The following is a 16,115-nucleotide window of genomic DNA, read 5'->3' as shown; positions in this document are numbered from 1 at the left end:
ACCGGCCCGTCTCGCCGCCTGCGGCGGCCTAGCGCCCTTCGGGCGCGTCCTCAAACGCCGGACGGGCTGGAATCGGCTGAGGTCAGCCAAAACCAGCCCGTCCGGCGATTGAGGACACCGCCGCGCAGCGGAGGTGCACCCGCCAAGGGCGGCGGAACGCCGCTACGGCTTCAGCGTCAGCGTGTCGTCCGTGGCTTCCTTCACGGCCTCCGCGCTGTAGGACCAGGGGAGCAGCTCGCCCTTGGCCCACTTGTCGGTCTGGTCGTAGTAGTGGGCGTTGTAGGCGTGCCCGGAGGCGCCGGTGAGGTTGATCCAGCGGGACTTGTCGAGGTCCCCGAGGTTGACGACCATCCGCATCGACGGCACCCAGATCACGTCGTAGCCGCCCGCCGCGTTCCAGCCGGCCGCGTTGACCGCGGCCTCGCCGCCGGCCAGGTTCCAGGGGCCCCGGTTGAGCATCCAGCGGATGATGCCGGGGCCTTCCTTGCCGAGCGTCTGGTTCTTGAGCGTCAGCTGGTGCAGCCGGCCCCAGCTCCAGGAGTTGACGTCCTTGCCGAGCTTGGAGGTCAGCTCCCAGCGGGCGTCCTTCATGGCGCGCTGGAGCAGCTCGTCGCGGTTGCCGGCGCCGCGGTTGGCGCGGGTGCCGCTGGTCTTCCACCAGTCGTCGTTCGGCTTGTCCAGGATGGAGCGGACGACCTCGAACCAGCGGTCGCCGCCGTCGGGCTGTGCGCTGTCCGGGTCGCGCTCGCCGCACTCCTGGACGAGCCGGGAGTTGCCGTCGAGGTCCTCCTGCGGCCCGGAGTCGTTGGCCGGACGGACCCGCAGGCACTGGCCCTTGACGCGCAGCTCCTTGGGGAGCTTGTTGCCGAAGGCGAGCTTGAGGGTGTTGCGCCACACCGCGTTGAAGTACGCGGCGGCGGCGGAGTCGGCCTCCTGGGTGTAGTCCCAGTCCTTCAGGAGCTTCTGCGCCTCGCGGACGTACTTCGTCTCGCGTTCGTTGGAGCCCTTGACGTCGATCTTGAGCAGGTAGGGCGTCAGCAGCTTGGCGATCTCGCTGGTGTTGTCCATCTGCATCTTCTGCATGTCATCCGTCGAGATCTTCCCGCCGTCCTTGATCTTCGACTGGATGAGGTCGTTGATCCGCTGGCTGCGGGCGCCGTAGCCCCAGTCGCCGGTGAGGGGGTAGGGGTACTTCTTGTCGACGACCGCCTGGTTGGCGGTGACGATGTAGCCGCGCTTGGGGTTGAAGTCCCAGGGCAGCTCGCCCTGCGGGATCCAGCCGGTCCAGCGGTAGGCGGGGTCCCAGCCGGGCGCGGGGTAGCGCCCGTCGGGCACGGCGGCCTTGGCGTCGGCGTTCGCGGCGGTGCCGCCCTCGGGGTTCGCGGCGGTGCCGCCGTTCTCCGCGTTCGGGCCGGTGGTGCCGTCACCCTTGGCGGCGGCCTTGCCGCGGACCGGGATCCGGCCCGGCGCCTGGTAGCCGATGTTGCCCTTGGTGTCGGCGTAGATCAGGTTCTGCGAGGGCACCTCGAAGTCGGCGGCGGCCTTGCGGAAGGACTTCCAGTCGGTGGCCGCGTTGATCCCGAAGACGGCGTCCATGGTCTTGCCGGCGTCGAGGGCCGTCCAGCGCAGCGCGATCGCGTAGCCGTCGGCGCGGTCGGGCGCGGGGTCCTTGACCGGGGCGCTCTGACCGACCTTGACCAGCTCGTCGTTGCGGTCGGAGACGATCGGGCCGTTGTTGGTGGAGCGGACGGTGAAGTCCCGGGACTTGCCGCCCGCGACCTTGATGGTCTCCTTGCGGACGGTGAAGGGGACCTGCTTGCCGTCGTAGAGGTAGCTGTTGGCGGTGACCTTCTCCAGGTAGAGGTCGGAGACGTCGGCGCCGAGGTTGGTCATGCCCCAGGCGATGTCCTGGTTGTGGCCGATGACGACGCCCGGCAGACCGGAGAAGGTGTAGCCCGCCACGTCGAACGGGCACGCGGGGCCGACCTTGTTGCAGTGCAGGCCCATCTGGTACCAGAGCGAGGGCATCTGCGGTGCGAGGTGCGGGTCGTTGGCGAGCAGCGGCTTGCCGGTGGTGGTGTAGCGGCCGGAGACGACCCACGAGTTCGAGCCGATGCCGTTGCCGCTCGGGCCGAGCAGCGCCGGGATCTTGTCGAGGGTGTTGGACAGCGAACTCAGTCCGGTGCGCAGACCGCCGGCCGCGGCACCCGAGCCGGCGGGCGTCCGGCCCGCACCGCTCTGCGGGGCGGCCGGGGTGCCCTTGGGATCGAACTGCTTGGTGGCGGGGTCGACCGCGCCGCCCTCGACGATCGGCTTGTTCCGGTTGTACGGGTAGGCCGGGTACAGCTGTTCGATCTGCTGGGGGCTCAGCCGCGTCGCGGCGAGCGAGCGGTCGATCTCGTCCTCCATGTTGCCGCGGAGGTCCCAGGCCATGGCCTTGAGCCAGGCCACCGAGTCGACCGGGGTCCACTTCTCGGGCCGGTAGTCGTTCTCGAACTCCAGGGCCGCGTACTCCACGGACAGCGACTTGCCCTTGCGGTCCTTGAGGTAGGCGTTGACACCGTCGGAGTACGCCTGGAGGTATTTCTTGGCGGTCGCCGAGAGCTTGGTGTCGTACTCCTCCTGTGCGACCTTCCGCCAGCCCATGGTCCGCAGGAAGGCGTCGGTCTCCACCTGCCCCGAGCCGAACATCTCGGAGAGACGGCCCGCGGTCAGGTGCCGGCGGACGTCCATCTCCCAGAAGCGGTCCTGCGCCTGCACGAAGCCCTGGGCGCGGAAGAGGTCGTCGGCGTTGTCCGCGTAGACCTGCGGGATGCCGTTCCCGTCGCGCTGGACCTTCACCTCGGCGGACAGGCCCTTGAGCTGCAGGGTGCCGTTCGTCTCCGGGAAGGAGGCGCGGACGGTACTGACGCTCCAGTACGCGCCGAAGCCGACGCCCGCCACGATCAGCAGCACGAGAGTGAGCACGAGCAGCCGGGCGCGTCGGCCTTTCTTCTTACCGGTCTTCTTCTTGCCGGAAGGGCCGGTCTTGTTGGCGGGCATCGCTGTCCTTAGAGGGGCAGGGTGGTGTCCTGGTGCTGGAGCAACCATAGGCGCAGGGCACCGGGCGACCGGACGCGGTGTCACCACCAGCCCCCGGAAACGGCCGCGGCCCGGCCGTCCCGCCCCCGTCGAAGGGTCATGGCACGGTCACCGCCGTCACGAGCTCGCGTCAAGAACCCGTAAAAGATTAGATTAGGAAATGAAGTTCTGATCGGACGACAGAACGTTCCGGTCGATAGTGCCTGAAAGACCTCGTGAAGGGACCTGGCCCCTGACTGTCCACCACCTCAACGAACTCCTGCTGATCTGCTCGCTCGTCCTGCTCATCGCGGTGGCGGCGGTCCGGGTCTCCTCCCGCAGCGGGCTTCCCAGCCTGCTCATCTACCTCGGCATAGGCGTCGCGATAGGCCAGGACGGCATCGGCGTCTCCTTCAACGACGTCGGCCTGACCCAGATCATCGGTTATGCCGCACTTGTCGTGATCCTCGCCGAGGGCGGTCTCGGCACGAAGTGGCACGAGATCAAACCCGCGCTGCCCGCCGCGGCGGCGCTCTCCACCGTGGGCGTGGCCCTGAGCGTCGGCGTCACCGCGGCCGCCGCGCACTATCTGGCCGGCGTCGAGTGGCGACAGGCCCTGATCATCGGCGCCGTGGTCTCCTCGACGGACGCCGCGGCCGTTTTTTCCGTATTGCGAAACGTTCCGCTCCCGTCCCGGCTGACCGGTGTCCTGGAAGCCGAGTCCGGCTTCAACGACGCCCCGGTCGTCATCCTCGTCGTCGCCTTCTCGGCCGCGGGCCCGGTCGACCACTGGTATCTGCTCATCGGCGAGATCGCCCTGGAGCTCGCGATCGGCGCGGCCGTCGGCATCGCGATCGGCATGCTCGGCGCCTACGGACTGCGGCACGTGGCCCTGCCCGCCTCCGGCCTCTACCCGATCGCCGTGATGGCCATCGCCACCGTCGCCTACGCGGGCGGCGCGCTCGCGCACGGCTCGGGCTTCCTCGCCGTCTATCTCGCGGCCCTCGTCCTCGGCAACGCCAAGCTGCCGCACTGGCCCGCCACCCGCGGCTTCGCCGAGGGGCTCGGCTGGATAGCGCAGATCGGCATGTTCGTCCTGCTCGGTCTGCTGGTCACCCCGCACGAGCTGGGCGACGACATCGTCCCGGCGCTCGTGGTCGGACTGGTGCTGACGATGGTGGCGCGGCCGCTGTCGGTCTTCCTCGGGACCGCGCCCTTCCGGATGACCTGGCAGGAGAAGACCCTGCTGTCCTGGGCCGGGCTGCGCGGGGCCGTGCCCATCGTGCTGGCCACCATCCCCATGGTGGCCGCCGTCCCCGACAGCCGCCGGATCTTCAACATCGTCTTCGTGCTGGTGATCGTCTACACCCTCGTACAGGGCCCGACGCTGCCCTGGCTCGCGCGGCATCTGCGGCTGCGCGAGACCGAGCCGGAGGACCTGGGCATCGAGTCCGCGCCGCTGGAGCGGCTGCGCGGCCATCTGCTGTCCGTGGCGATCCCCGACGGCTCGAAGATGCACGGCGTGGAGGTCGGGGAGCTGCGGCTGCCCCCCGGGGCCGCCGTCACGCTGGTCGTACGGGACGGCTCCAGCTTCGTCCCGGCCCCCACGACCGTGCTGCGGCACGGCGACGAGCTGCTGGTGGTCGCCACCGACCCGGTGCGCGACGCCGCCGAGAAGCGGCTGCGGGCGGTCTCCGAGGGCGGAAAGCTTGCGGGATGGCTGGGTGCTACAGGTACGATAAGGGGGAAGTAGTGCATTCAATTGACTCGGTTTGCTCAGTGTTGCCTACGGGATTACCTGCGCGGCGCCTGAGTGAGCGGCTGAACCGCGCCCTGTTCTCCTGGGCCGGATCACCGTTCTCCTGAGCTGGATCACCACTTCCGCATCCCATATCCCCAAACCGAACCAACTCTGCCTGATGCAGGGCTGGCGCGACCGCACGGCGGCCGCGGTCGCGCGTCACCAGGCGGCCGGCACGGCATCTACCACGGTCCTGCGCGAGAGGACAGCTCTCGGCGCACTCCGTGACGGCCATGCCGTGGGGAGTGCGCTACCAGGCGGCGGAAAGGCCCGGCCGTGGCATCCACGGTCAACGACCGCACCGAGGCGCGCCCCGGATACGGCCAGCTGTTGCGCACCCCCGGTGCCTGGACGTTCCTGCTCCCCGGCTTCCTGGCCCGGCAGCCGTTCGCGATGCTGACCATCGGCATCCTGCTGCTGGTCGAGCACACCACGGACTCGTACGGCATCGCGGGCGCCGTCTCGGCGACCGCGGGCGTCTCCATGGCGCTCTTCGCCCCGCAGAGCGGCAAGCTCGCGGACCGCTTCGGCCAGGGCCGGGTGCTGGTGCCCGGTGTCGTCGTGCACGCCGCGGCGATCTCGCTGCTGATCACGCTGGCGCTGGCGGACGCGCCGCTGTGGGCGCTGTTCGCCGCGGCCGTGCCCGCCGGTGCCTCGACCCCGCAGATCGGCCCCATGGTGCGGGCCCGCTGGGCCGCGAAGCTCGACGGCTCGCCGCTGATGTCCACGGCGGCGGCCTTCGAGTCGGTCACCGACGAGTTCACGTTCGTGATCGGCCCGGTGCTGGCCACCGCGCTGTGCACGGGCGTCCACCCGGCGGCCGGTCTGATCACCGAGGCGGCGCTCACCCTCGTCGGCGGTCTGCTGTTCGCCGCCCAGCGGCGCACCCAGCCGGAGCCGAGCCGCTCTGCGGGCGGCCCGGCGGTCAAGAGCGCGTCGGCGCTGTCCGTGCCGGGTGTGCGCGTCCTCGCGATCTCCTTCCTCGGCATCGGTTCCGTCTTCGGCGGCATGCAGGTGTCGATGACGGCCTTCACCAAGGAGATGGGCGAGCCGGGTCTGAACGGTCTGCTGTACGGCACGTTCGCGGCCGGAAACATGATCGCCGGTCTCGTCTGCGGTGCCGTCGCCTGGAAGGTCACCCCCCAGCGCCGACTGCTGGTCGCCTATCCGCTGCTGGTCCTGGCCACCACCCCGCTGTGGGCGGCGCACGCGCTGCCGGTGCTGGGCGGGTTCGGCCTGCTCGTCGGCCTGTGCATCGCCCCGGCCCTGATCACCGGCTACACGCTGGTGGAGTCGCTGGTGCCGCCGACGGCCCGCACGGAGGCGTTCACCTGGCTGACCGGCGCGGTGGGTCTCGGCCAGGCGGCCGGTGCCAGCATCGGCGGCAAGCTGATCGACGGACACTCCGCGAGCACCGGTTTCCTGGTGCCGCTGGCCGGTACGGCACTGGCCCTCGCGGTCCTGCTCACCCTGCGCAAGGCGCTCACCCCGAAGGGCGAGTCGCGGATCGCCGCACGTGGGGTGGGTCACCGCGAGCCTGTTTCGGTGGACTGACGCGCCGGAATACTGCACTATGGATCGTCGTTAGCACTCATCGAGTGAGAGTGCCAGGAGGAGCAAGTGCCGACGTATCAGTACCAGTGCACCGAGTGCGGCGAGGGCCTCGAGGCGGTGCAGAAATTCACCGATGACGCCCTGACCGTGTGCCCGAGCTGCGACGGACGCCTGAAGAAGGTGTTCTCCGCCGTCGGCATCGTCTTCAAGGGCTCCGGCTTCTACCGGAACGACAGCCGTGGCGCGTCGTCCAGCAGCAGCCCGGCGAAGTCCACGACCGCCAAGAGCGGCTCGGACTCGTCCTCGTCGACGAGCTCGACCTCGGCCTCCGGGTCGGGCGCGAGCAGCACCTCCACGAGCACCGCGTCGGCTCCGGCCTCGTCGAGCAGCAGCTCTTCGGCCGCCTGACGCAGCCTTCCGCAGCACTTCGCGCGGATCCCCGCGCACGACACGGCCCGCCGCCTCACACCGAGGCGGCGGGCCGTTCGCGTGGGCCGTGTCCGGCGGATCTTCGGCTACCGGCCGCCTTTGCCGCCTGCGGCGGCGAGCGCCCTGCGGGCGCGTCCTCAATCGCCGGTGGTGCGGGCGCCACGGGCCGCAGCGTCCGCCCACATGATCCGCCGGACACGGCCTAGGGTGGGCTCATGATCGACACGAGCGGCGCGACGCGGGCGGACATAGGTGTGATCGGTGGGTCGGGGTTCTACTCCTTCCTCGACGACGTGACCGAGGTCTCGGTCGAGACCCCCTACGGGGATCCGAGCGACTCGCTCTTCGTCGGCGAGCTGGCCGGGCGGAAGGTCGCCTTCCTGCCCCGGCACGGACGGGACCACCGTCTGCCGCCGCACCGCATCAACTACCGGGCCAACCTGTGGGCCCTGCGCTCCCTCGGCGTACGGCAGGTGCTGGCCCCCTGCGCTGTGGGCGGGCTGCGGCCGGAGTACGGGCCGGGGACCCTGCTCGTACCGGACCAGCTGGTGGACCGCACCAAGAGCCGTCGGCAGTCCTTCTTCGACGGGGAACCGCTGCCCGACGGATCGGTCCCCCACGTGGTGCACACGACCTTCGCGGACCCCTACTGCCCCACGGGCCGCGCGGTGGCGCTCGCGGTGGCGCGCGGGCACGGCTGGGGGCCGGTGGTGGACGGCGGAACGATGGTCGTCGTCGAGGGGCCGCGCTTCTCGACCCGGGCCGAATCCCGCTGGCACGCCGCCCAGGGCTGGTCGGTGGTCGGCATGACCGGGCACCCGGAAGCGGTGCTCGCGCGTGAGCTGGAGCTCTGCTACACCTCGATGGCGCTGGTCACGGACCTGGACGCCGGGGCCGAGACGGGCGACGGGGTGTCGCACGCGGAGGTGATGCGGGTCTTCGCCGAGAACGTGGGCCGGCTGCGTGAGGTGATCTTCGCGGCGGTCTGCGCCCTGCCGGAGACGGACGGACGGACCTGCCTGTGCACCCGGGTGCACGAGGGCTGGGACCTGGGGATCGCCCTGCCGTAGGGGGTGCGGGGGCGGGCGGGAGGCCTCGCGGGGGTGACGGGGTTGTCCACAACCGGGCGGTAGTCCACAGGCCTCAGCGGGCCCGGGAAATTGCGGGGATCGTGGGGAGCGTCCGGTTGGTGCTCCTCACGGCAGGCGGTGGTCGCCCGTGTCCTCTTTCGCCCCTCTCCCGCTGTCCCCTTCGTCTCCCTCGTCTTCGTCTCCCTCGTCACCCGCCCCTCCCCCACGGCCTTCGGTCTCCGCGCCGTCACCGGCTTCGTGGGCGTACGCCTATACGCCGCCGCCGACGCGTGGGGTCCCGCACTTCGCGCCAGTGCGGGTGGGGCGCGGGCGGCGCCGGACGGGCCGGGCCGGGCGGCGCCGAAGGCGGCTGCTGGGCGCCGGGATCGTGGCCGCCGCCGGGGCGGTGATCCTGTGCGCCCCCGCCCTGACGCAGCTCCGGTTCGCCTGATCGAACCCACGGATTGGACAGGACTGCCAGACTCTCTCGTAGGTTATGGAACCAACCATTCCGCCACGAGTGTGTACAGAGAGAGGCTTTTCGGTGAGCGAGAAGAAGACAGGGGTCCTTGGGGGATTCAAGGCCTTCCTGATGCGGGGCAACGTGGTAGACCTCGCGGTCGCCGTTGTCATCGGCGCGGCGTTCACCAACATCGTGAACTCGGTGGTCAAGGGGGTCATCAACCCGATCGTCGGCGCCTTCGGCACCAAGGACCTCACCAGCTACGCGTCCTGCCTCAAGGGCCCCTGCGCCATGAACAAGGCCGGCGAGGTGACCAGCGGGGTCTTCATCCAGTGGGGCTCGGTGCTCAGCGCCGCGCTGACGTTCCTGATCACCGCCGCGGTCGTCTACTTCCTCATGCTGCTGCCGATGAAGCGCTGGCAGGACCGCCAGGCCGCCAAGGCCCCGGCGACGGCCACCCCGGTGCAGGTGACGGAGATCGAGCTGCTCGAGCAGATCCGGGACGCGCTCGTCGAACAGCGCCGCGGCCCGGCCCCGGAGTCCGTACCGGTCCAGCGATAAAGACGGGCCCGCCCGCCGGGCGGCCGGGCGTCAGATGTGGTGAGGCGGCTTCTCGTCCAGGAACCGGGCCAGGTCACCCGCACTGTCACCACCACTCGGCCGGTCGCCCCAGCCGCGGTCGGTATCGTCCGAAGACTGCTGCGACAGCGGGTCGTCAAAGATCAGGGCAGCAGGCTTACGCGACTCGGCAGCGGGCTCGGGAGCAGTACTCATGCCTCCAGGGTACGTTCGCGCTGACGCTCGTCTCATCGCCGGACGGGCGAGGCGATCGGCGGCGCGGAGGCGCAGCTGACGGCCGAGCCCAGCCAAATCAAGCCCGTCCGGCGCTTGAGGACGCGCCCGCAGGGCGCTCAGCCGCCGCAGGCGGCGAAACCGGCCGCCAGCCAAACATCCGCCGGCCCGGCAAGAGGCGGCAACGGCCACCACCGGTGACAATCTCCGCATGAACCATATGAAACCGCCCACACTCACCCCGTACAGGCGCGACGGAAGCCCGGCCCCCGCGGAGCGCCGACAATGACCGGGCACCCACCCGCCTCCGTGCTGCGCCGCATGGCAGCGCGCGGCCGCGAAGAGGCGCACCGGGCCGCGACCCCGCTGGAGCTGTTCTTCGACCTGTGCTTCGTGGCCGCGGTGGCCCAGGCGGGCAGGCAGCTGGTGCACGCGCTCGCCGAGGGGCACCCCGGCACGGGCATTCCGGGCTACCTGATGATGTTTTTCGCCATTTGGTGGGCTTGGGTGAATTTCACCTGGTTTTCCTCCGCGTACGACACGGACGACGTTCCGTATCGCGTGGTGACGCTGGTCCAGATGGCCGGGGTGCTGATCCTGGCGGCGGGTATCCCCCGGGCCTTCAACGACAGCGACTTCGCGGTGGTGTGGTTCGGCTACCTGGTGATGCGGCTGGCGCTGGTGACCCAGTGGCTGCGGGCCGCGTACTCGACGGGAGGCGAGGAGCGGCGAACGGCGCTGAGGTACGCGGCGGGGGTGAGTCTGTGCCAGGTCGGCTGGCTGGGTGTGCTTTTCCTGCCCGACGGCGCTAAGCCCTGGCTTTTCCTGGGGATGGCGATCGTCGAGATGGCGGTGCCCGCGTTCGCCGAGCGGCGGTATCAGACGGGCTGGCATCCGCGGCACATCGCGGAACGGTACGGGCTGTTCACGATCATCGTGCTGGGCGAGACGGTCCTCGCGTCCACGGTGGCCGTCCAGTCGGCCCTGGACGAGGACGAGGCGCTGGGCACCCTGCTGCCGCTCGCGGGCGGTGGTCTGCTGATCATCTTCGCGGCCTACTGGATCTACTTCGCCGTGCCCATCCATCTCCATCTGGCCTCCAACCGGCAGGCGTTCGCCTGGGGGTACGGGCACTATCCGGTCTTCGGGTCGGCGGCGGCGATCGGGGCGGGCATCGAGGTAGCGATCGAGGAGGCGGTCGGCAAGGCGCACATCTCGGCGTTCGCGGCGGCCGGCGCGGTCACGGTGCCCACGGCGTTGTTCATGTTCTCGGTGTGGCTGATCCATTCCCGGCACCACAAGCGGGGGTTGGCCCAGCAGTTGACGCTGCCCGTCTCGGCCGTGCTCGTGCTGGCCTGTACGTGCGCGGGCCGGACGGCGGTGCTGTTCACCGGGCTGGTGGCGGCCCTGACGGTCGCGGTGGGCGTCACCCTGGCAGCGCGGGCGGATCCGGCCGACGAGCGGCCGGTACGGGAGGGGTGACGGGTGCTCGGCGCGTGATACGCATGGCCGCATGACTGACGACCGGATCGCGCGGACCGCCGGCAGCACCGATGCCCTCTTCTTCGCCTCCCCCGGCGCCGGCCCACGCCCCGGCCCGTCGGACGCCCTGACCGATGTGGCCGGGTTGCGGGTCGGGCACGCGGGGCGCACCGGCGGCGGGGCCCTGACCGGGACCACCGTGGTGCTCACCGAGGAGGGCGGCGCCGTCGCGGCCGTCGACGTGCGGGGCGGCGGGCCGGGGACGCGGGAGACCGACGCGCTCGACCCGCGCAATCTCGTCCAGCGGGTCGAGGCGGTCGTGCTCACCGGCGGCAGCGCCTTCGGGCTGGACGCCGCGTCCGGGGTGGTGGGCTGGCTGGAGGACGCGGGGCGGGGCTTCCGTGTCGGCCCGGACCCCGCCCAGGTGGTGCCCGTCGTGCCCGCGGCGGCGCTGTTCGACCTGGGGCGCGGCGGTGACTGGCGGGCCCGTCCCGACGCGGCGCTCGGCCGGGAGGCCGTCGAGGCGGCGGCCCGTACGGAGCCGGGGGCGCGTGTCGCGCAGGGCAACGTGGGCGCCGGCACGGGTGCGGTGGTCGGCGGCCTCAAGGGCGGTGTCGGCACGGCGAGCCTGGTGCTGCCTTCTGGGGTGACGGTCGCGGCGCTGGCGGTGGTCAACGCGGTGGGCTCGGCGGCCGATCCGCTGACGGGGGCGCTGTACGGGCGGCTCTTCGAGGGCCGGGTCGAGTACCCGGCCCCGGACCGTCACGCCGCCGCGCAGCGGGCCCTGGAGGCCGCGCGGCGGGAGTCGGCGAAGCGCTCGGCCGCGTCCGTACGGCCGTCGCTCAACACCACGATCGCCGTCGTCGCCACGGACGCCGTGCTGACCCGTGCCCAGGCCCAGAAGCTGGCGGGCACCTCCCACGACGGCCTGGCCCGCGCCGTCCGGCCCGTGCACCTGCTGACCGACGGTGACACGGTGTTCGCCCTGGCCACGGGTGAGCGGCCGATGACCGCCGGGAGCGCCGCCCAGGAACTGGGGGATGTGGAGCGCGGTGTTCTGGAACTCGGCGTTCTCAACGAGATCCTGGCGGCGGGCGCGGACGTCCTCACCCGGTCCGTGGTGAAGGCCGTGCTCGCGGCGGAGGGGGTGGACGGCCCGGGCGGCGTCTTCCCCTCCTACCGCGAGCTGTACGGCGACTGAGCGGGCGCCCGGGCCGGGTCCGGAAAGGAGCCGTACGCCCGCGGGGCGTGGCCCGGGGCGTCTGGCGCGTGCGATCGCACGGCGGAGGGCCGCCCTCGTACCGGGCGTACTCGGGCGGCCCGACAACGCGGCGGGCTTCCCCGGCTACCGCTGGGACGTGCCCCCGATGCCAGGCGTCCCGGGCCAGGCGGGATTTTGCGAAACGGCCGGTGCCGGGGTTCAGACAGCCGACGTGAGCCGTTCCCCGTCCTCGGCCGGGAGGGCGGTCCGCGGCCGGGCGGGATCGCGGAGGCCCTTGAGCAGCAGCACCACGGCGGCGCTGACCGCCGTGCCCGCCGCGACGGCGAGCAGGTAGCGCAACGGCGAGCCGATCAGCGGCACCACGAAGACACCCCCGTGCGGGGCGCGCAGCGTACAGCCGAAGGCCATGGACAGGGCCCCGGTGACGGCGCCGCCCGCCATCGCCGAGGGGATCACCCGCAGGGGGTCCGCCGCGGCGAACGGGATGGCGCCCTCGGTGATGAAGGACGCCCCGAGCACCCAGGCGGCCTTGCCGTTCTCCCGCTCGGAGGCGGTGAAGAGCCGTCCGCGCACGGTCGTGGCCAGCGCCATCGCCAGCGGCGGGACCATGCCGGCCGCCATGACCGCGGCCATCACCTTCAGGCTGCCCTCGTTGGGATCGGCGAGACCGCCGACGGCGAAGGCGTAGGCGACCTTGTTAAGCGGACCGCCGAGGTCGGCGGCCATGAGCAGGCCGAGGAGGGCGCCCAGGATGACGGCGTTGGTTCCGGACAGCCCGCCCAGCCAGTCGGTCAGTGCCTTCTGCAGCGCGGCGACGGGCTTGCCGACCACCAGGAACATCAGAAATCCGACGACCGCCGAGGACAGCAGCGGAATCACCACGACCGGCATAATGCCGCGCAGCACGGCCGGTACGTTCAGCCGGCGCACGGCCATCACGACCGCGCCCGCGAGGAGACCGGCGATCAGACCGCCGAGGAAGCCCGCGTTGACCGTCAGCGCGATGGACCCGCCGACGAAACCGGGGACGAGGCCGGGGCGGTCGGCCATCCCGTAGGCGATGAACCCGGCCAGGACCGGCACGAGGAACGCGAACGCGACGCCGCCGGTCTGGAACAGCAGCGCGGCCCAGCTCGTGGACTCGGTCCACGCGAAGTGGCCGGCCACGGACGGCGCCTTGTCGATCCCGTAACCGCCGATGGCGAAGGCGAGGGCGATCAGCAGCCCGCCCGCCGCGACGAACGGGACCATGTGGCTGACACCGGTCATCAGCCACGTGCGCAGCCGGGTCGCGAAGCCGTCCCCGGGGCCGGCCCCCGCGTCCATGGGGGCTGACGTGCCACCCGCGCCCAAGGGGACGGCGGGAGCGGCGCGTTCGCCCCGCGCGGCCTTCCGCCGCACTTCGGCGATCAGCTCGCCGGGCCGGCTGATCCCGGCCTTGACCGCGACATCCACGGTGGGCAGGCCCGCGAAGCGTTCCTTGTCGCGCACCTCCACGTCGTGCGCGAGGATCACGCCGTCCGCCGCCGCGACGACCGCCGGGTCCAGCTTCACGAACCCGGCGGATCCCTGGGTCTCGACCACCACTTCCACCCCTGCGGCCCGCCCGGCCGACTCCAGGGCCTCGGCGGCCATATAGGTGTGCGCGATACCGGTGGGGCAGGAGGTGACGGCGACGATGCGGAAGGGGGGAGCCTCGGCCGTCGCGGCCGTGTCGCCACCGACGGAAGGGGGCACTTCGCTCGCCGCCGCCGCGCTCGCGGTCGCTTCGCCCCCGTGCGTCGGCGGCTCGGGTTCGTCGCCGCGGATCAGGGCCGCCGCCGTGCCCGCCTCCCGCGCCGCGCGCAGCGCGGAGGTGAACTCCGGGTCCGTCAGGTGCCGGGCCAGCGCGGAGAGGATCGACAGGTGGTCGGCGTCGCCCCCTGTCGGGGCGGCGATGAGGAAGACCAGGTCCGCCGGGCCGTCCGGGGCGCCGAAGTCGATGCCGGTGGCGGAGCGGCCGAAGGCGAGGGTCGGTTCGGTGACGTGCGCGCTGCGGCAGTGGGGTATGCCGATGCCGCCGTCGAGACCGGTGGGCATCTGGGCCTCGCGTGCGGCGACGTCGGCGAGGAAGCCGTCGAGGTCGGTGACGCGGCCGAGGTCCCGCATGCGTGCGGCGAGCGATCTCGACGCCGCTTCCTTGGTCTCGGCGGACAGGTCGAGATCGACCAGATCCGCGGTGATCAGCTCACTCATCGCGGGCTCCTTTGCTCGCGGTAGCGCCCTGCGGGCGATGTGGGGGGAGAGAAGTCAGGGGACGGCGGGTGAGGTCTCGCGCGTGGGTGCCGGAACGCTCCCCGGCGTTGATCGGCGTCGCCGCCGGGCCGCCTCCTGGTCACCGCCGCGCGGCGGCCCGGGCGCGGTCGCCCGTCGCCGGGACGGCCCCGCGAGGCGGCGCGCGCCCGCTCCCGTGGCGACCGCGCCGGGGGTCATCGCACGGGCTCCGTCAGGGCGCGGCCGGCGGGGACCTCGGAGGTCACCGTCACCGTCGACGGGTCCAGGTCCGCCGGTGCCGGCATCGCGCTGCCGGGCAGCCGGACCGCCGCCGCGCCGTGGGCGAGGGCGGCGGCGAGGGCTTCGGGGCCCGTGCCCCCCGCGGCGAGGAAGCCGGCCAGCGACGCGTCACCCGCGCCGACGTTGCTGCGGACGAACGGGACGCGCGCGGTGCCGAAGTAACTGCCGGAGTCGTCGACCAGCACCTGGCCGTCGGCGCCGAGGCTGGCCAGTACGGCCCGCGCGCCCATGGCCCGCAGTTCCGCCGCCGCCTCGGCCGCGTCCCCGACCGTGCGGAGCGGGCGGCCGACGGCCAGCGACAGTTCCTCCGCGTTGGGCTTGACGACGTCGGGGCGCATCCGCAGCGCGGCGGTCAGGGACGGGCCGGAGGTGTCCAGGGCGACGCGGGCGCCCGCGTCGTGGGTGCGGGCCACCAGCCGCCCGTACCACTCGGGCGCGAGGCCGCGCGGGAGGCTGCCGCAGCAGGCGATCCAGTCGGCGCCCGCCGACCGGTCCCGGACGGCCGCCAGCAGTGATTCCGCCTCGGCGGGGGCCAGTTCGGGCCCGGCGGCGTTGACCTTGGTGAGGGTGCCGTCCGGTTCTGCGACCGCGACGTTGACCCGGGTCGAGCCCCGCACCGGCACGCCCGCCACCTCGATGCCCAGCTCGCCGAGCAGCCGCCCCAGCAGCGCGCCCTCCGGCCCGCCGAGCGGCAGCACCGCCACCGTGCGGTGCCCGGCGGCGGCCACCGCGCGCGAGACGTTGACGCCCTTGCCGCCGGGGTCGACCCGGTCGGTGGCGGCGCGCAGCACCGCGCCGCGCTCCAGTTGGGGGACCTCGTAGGTGCGGTCCAGGCTCGGGTTGGGGGTGACGGTGAGGATCACGCGCGTACCGTCCGGGTCCCGGCGCGCTCGATGGCGTGGGCGTCCTCGGGGGCGAGGCCGGTGTCGGTGATCAGCACGTCCACGTCGGAGAGGTCCCCGAAGCGGGCGAAGTGCCGGCGGCCGAACTTGCCGGAGTCGGCGAGGAGCACCACCCGCCGCGCGGCGCCGACGGTGGCCCGTTTGACGGCGGCCTCGGCCAGGTCCGGGGTGGTGAGGCCGTCGTCGACGGAGAAGCCGTTGGTCGCGAGGAAGACGACGTCGGCGTTGATCTCCGCGTACGCGCGCAGCGCCCACGCGTCGACCGCCGCGCGGGTACGGTGCCGCACCCGTCCGCCGACGAGGTGCAGGGAGATGCCGGGGTGGTCCGCGAGACGGGCGGCGACGGGGAGGGCGTGGGTGACGACCGTGAGGGCGCACTCCAGCGGGAGGAGGGCCGCGAGGCGGGCGGCCGTCGTACCGGCATCGATGATCACACTGCCGCCGGCGGGCAGTTCGGCGAGCGCGGCCCGGGCGATGGCGTCCTTCTCGTCCGCCGCCGTGCTCTCGCGCTCGGCGAGGTCCGGCTCGAAGTCGAGCCGTCCGACGGGGATCGCACCGCCGTGCACCCGGCGCAGCAGCCCTGCCCGGTCCAGGGCCTTGAGGTCGCGCCGGACGGTCTCGGAGGTGACCTGGAACTCCTCGGCCAGGGACAGCACGTCCACCCGGCCGCTCTCGCGCGCGAGGCGGAGGATCTCCTGCTGACGCTCCGGTGCGTACATGTGGATTTACGTCCGTTCCGTGCCCGACCCTGTGGTTTCACCGCGAGATTACGACCACGATGAGGGAA

The 16,115-nt window shown here is 72.2% G+C and carries 12 protein-coding genes; 7 read left to right on the top strand and 5 right to left on the bottom strand.

Annotated features, from left to right (window positions below; genetic code table 11):
- Positions 1-162: 162 nt before the first annotated feature.
- The gene (locus ACZ6MA_RS23485) at positions 163-3,042 is read right to left on the bottom strand and encodes a penicillin acylase family protein (protein WP_469435885.1); all 2,880 of its coding nucleotides are present in this window, start codon (positions 3,040-3,042) and stop codon (positions 163-165) included.
- 238 nt (positions 3,043-3,280) lie between these two features.
- Between ACZ6MA_RS23485 and ACZ6MA_RS23480 the strand changes: the two genes are divergently transcribed.
- The 5 genes from ACZ6MA_RS23480 (at position 3,281) to mscL (ending at position 8,938) form a co-directional block, all read left to right on the top strand.
- Entirely contained in the window at positions 3,281-4,813 is a 1,533-nt protein-coding gene (locus ACZ6MA_RS23480; protein ID WP_469435884.1) for a potassium/proton antiporter, read from the top strand.
- 324 nt (positions 4,814-5,137) lie between these two features.
- Positions 5,138-6,415, top strand: coding sequence for an MFS transporter (locus ACZ6MA_RS23475; protein ID WP_469435883.1), 1,278 nt, complete (start codon positions 5,138-5,140; stop codon positions 6,413-6,415).
- 66 nt (positions 6,416-6,481) lie between these two features.
- Positions 6,482-6,823 carry an FmdB family zinc ribbon protein gene (locus tag ACZ6MA_RS23470; RefSeq protein ID WP_469435882.1) on the top strand — a complete coding sequence of 114 codons (342 nt, stop codon included), beginning with the start codon at positions 6,482-6,484 and terminating at the stop codon, positions 6,821-6,823.
- A 236-nt stretch (positions 6,824-7,059) separates the two neighbouring features.
- Positions 7,060-7,914 (top strand): S-methyl-5'-thioadenosine phosphorylase, encoded by an 855-nt coding sequence (locus ACZ6MA_RS23465; RefSeq protein ID WP_469435881.1) that lies wholly within the window; start codon positions 7,060-7,062, stop codon positions 7,912-7,914.
- A gap of 544 nt (positions 7,915-8,458) precedes the next feature.
- Positions 8,459-8,938, top strand: coding sequence for a large conductance mechanosensitive channel protein MscL (gene mscL, locus ACZ6MA_RS23460; protein WP_469435880.1), 480 nt, complete (start codon positions 8,459-8,461; stop codon positions 8,936-8,938).
- A gap of 30 nt (positions 8,939-8,968) precedes the next feature.
- On the opposite strand, the gene ACZ6MA_RS23455 is transcribed toward mscL, so the two are convergent.
- Positions 8,969-9,151, bottom strand: coding sequence for a hypothetical protein (locus tag ACZ6MA_RS23455; protein WP_469435879.1), 183 nt, complete (start codon positions 9,149-9,151; stop codon positions 8,969-8,971).
- A gap of 303 nt (positions 9,152-9,454) precedes the next feature.
- On the opposite strand from ACZ6MA_RS23455, the gene ACZ6MA_RS23450 reads away from it, so the two are divergent.
- Positions 9,455-10,651 (top strand): low temperature requirement protein A, encoded by a 1,197-nt coding sequence (locus tag ACZ6MA_RS23450; RefSeq protein ID WP_469435878.1) that lies wholly within the window; start codon positions 9,455-9,457, stop codon positions 10,649-10,651.
- Positions 10,652-10,682: 31 nt separating this feature from the next.
- Positions 10,683-11,852: a P1 family peptidase gene (locus tag ACZ6MA_RS23445; RefSeq protein ID WP_469435877.1), complete on the top strand. Its 1,170-nt coding sequence runs from the start codon at positions 10,683-10,685 to the stop codon at positions 11,850-11,852.
- Between the two features lie 219 nt (positions 11,853-12,071).
- Here the strand turns inward: ACZ6MA_RS23445 and ACZ6MA_RS23440 are convergent, their stop codons facing one another.
- From ACZ6MA_RS23440 to ACZ6MA_RS23430, 3 genes are all read right to left on the bottom strand, one after another.
- The gene (locus ACZ6MA_RS23440; RefSeq protein WP_469435876.1) at positions 12,072-14,108 is read right to left on the bottom strand and encodes a PTS fructose transporter subunit IIABC; all 2,037 of its coding nucleotides are present in this window, start codon (positions 14,106-14,108) and stop codon (positions 12,072-12,074) included.
- A 233-nt stretch (positions 14,109-14,341) separates the two neighbouring features.
- The gene (pfkB, locus tag ACZ6MA_RS23435; protein WP_469435875.1) at positions 14,342-15,289 is read right to left on the bottom strand and encodes a 1-phosphofructokinase; all 948 of its coding nucleotides are present in this window, start codon (positions 15,287-15,289) and stop codon (positions 14,342-14,344) included.
- Positions 15,286-16,047: a DeoR/GlpR family DNA-binding transcription regulator gene (locus ACZ6MA_RS23430; protein WP_469435874.1), complete on the bottom strand. Its 762-nt coding sequence runs from the start codon at positions 16,045-16,047 to the stop codon at positions 15,286-15,288. The genes pfkB and ACZ6MA_RS23430 overlap by 4 nt, the downstream gene beginning before the upstream one ends.
- Positions 16,048-16,115 lie beyond the last annotated feature (68 nt).

The sequence above is a fragment of the Streptomyces sp. NPDC042259 genome (assembly GCF_055582085.1).
This window is presented reverse-complemented; position numbering and strand designations above follow the sequence as displayed.

Excerpts from the sequence above, each read along its gene's own strand:
- ACZ6MA_RS23485 (WP_469435885.1), bottom strand. The coding sequence starts at position 3,042 with ATGCCCGCCAACAAGACCGGCCCTTCCGGCAAGAAGAAGACCGGTAAG.
- ACZ6MA_RS23465 (WP_469435881.1), top strand. The coding sequence starts at position 7,060 with ATGATCGACACGAGCGGCGCGACGCGGGCGGACATAGGTGTGATCGGT.
- ACZ6MA_RS23455 (WP_469435879.1), bottom strand. The coding sequence starts at position 9,151 with ATGAGTACTGCTCCCGAGCCCGCTGCCGAGTCGCGTAAGCCTGCTGCC.
- ACZ6MA_RS23450 (WP_469435878.1), top strand. The coding sequence starts at position 9,455 with ATGACCGGGCACCCACCCGCCTCCGTGCTGCGCCGCATGGCAGCGCGC.
- ACZ6MA_RS23445 (WP_469435877.1), top strand. The coding sequence starts at position 10,683 with ATGACTGACGACCGGATCGCGCGGACCGCCGGCAGCACCGATGCCCTC.
- ACZ6MA_RS23440 (WP_469435876.1), bottom strand. The coding sequence starts at position 14,108 with ATGAGTGAGCTGATCACCGCGGATCTGGTCGATCTCGACCTGTCCGCC.
- ACZ6MA_RS23430 (WP_469435874.1), bottom strand. The coding sequence starts at position 16,047 with ATGTACGCACCGGAGCGTCAGCAGGAGATCCTCCGCCTCGCGCGCGAG.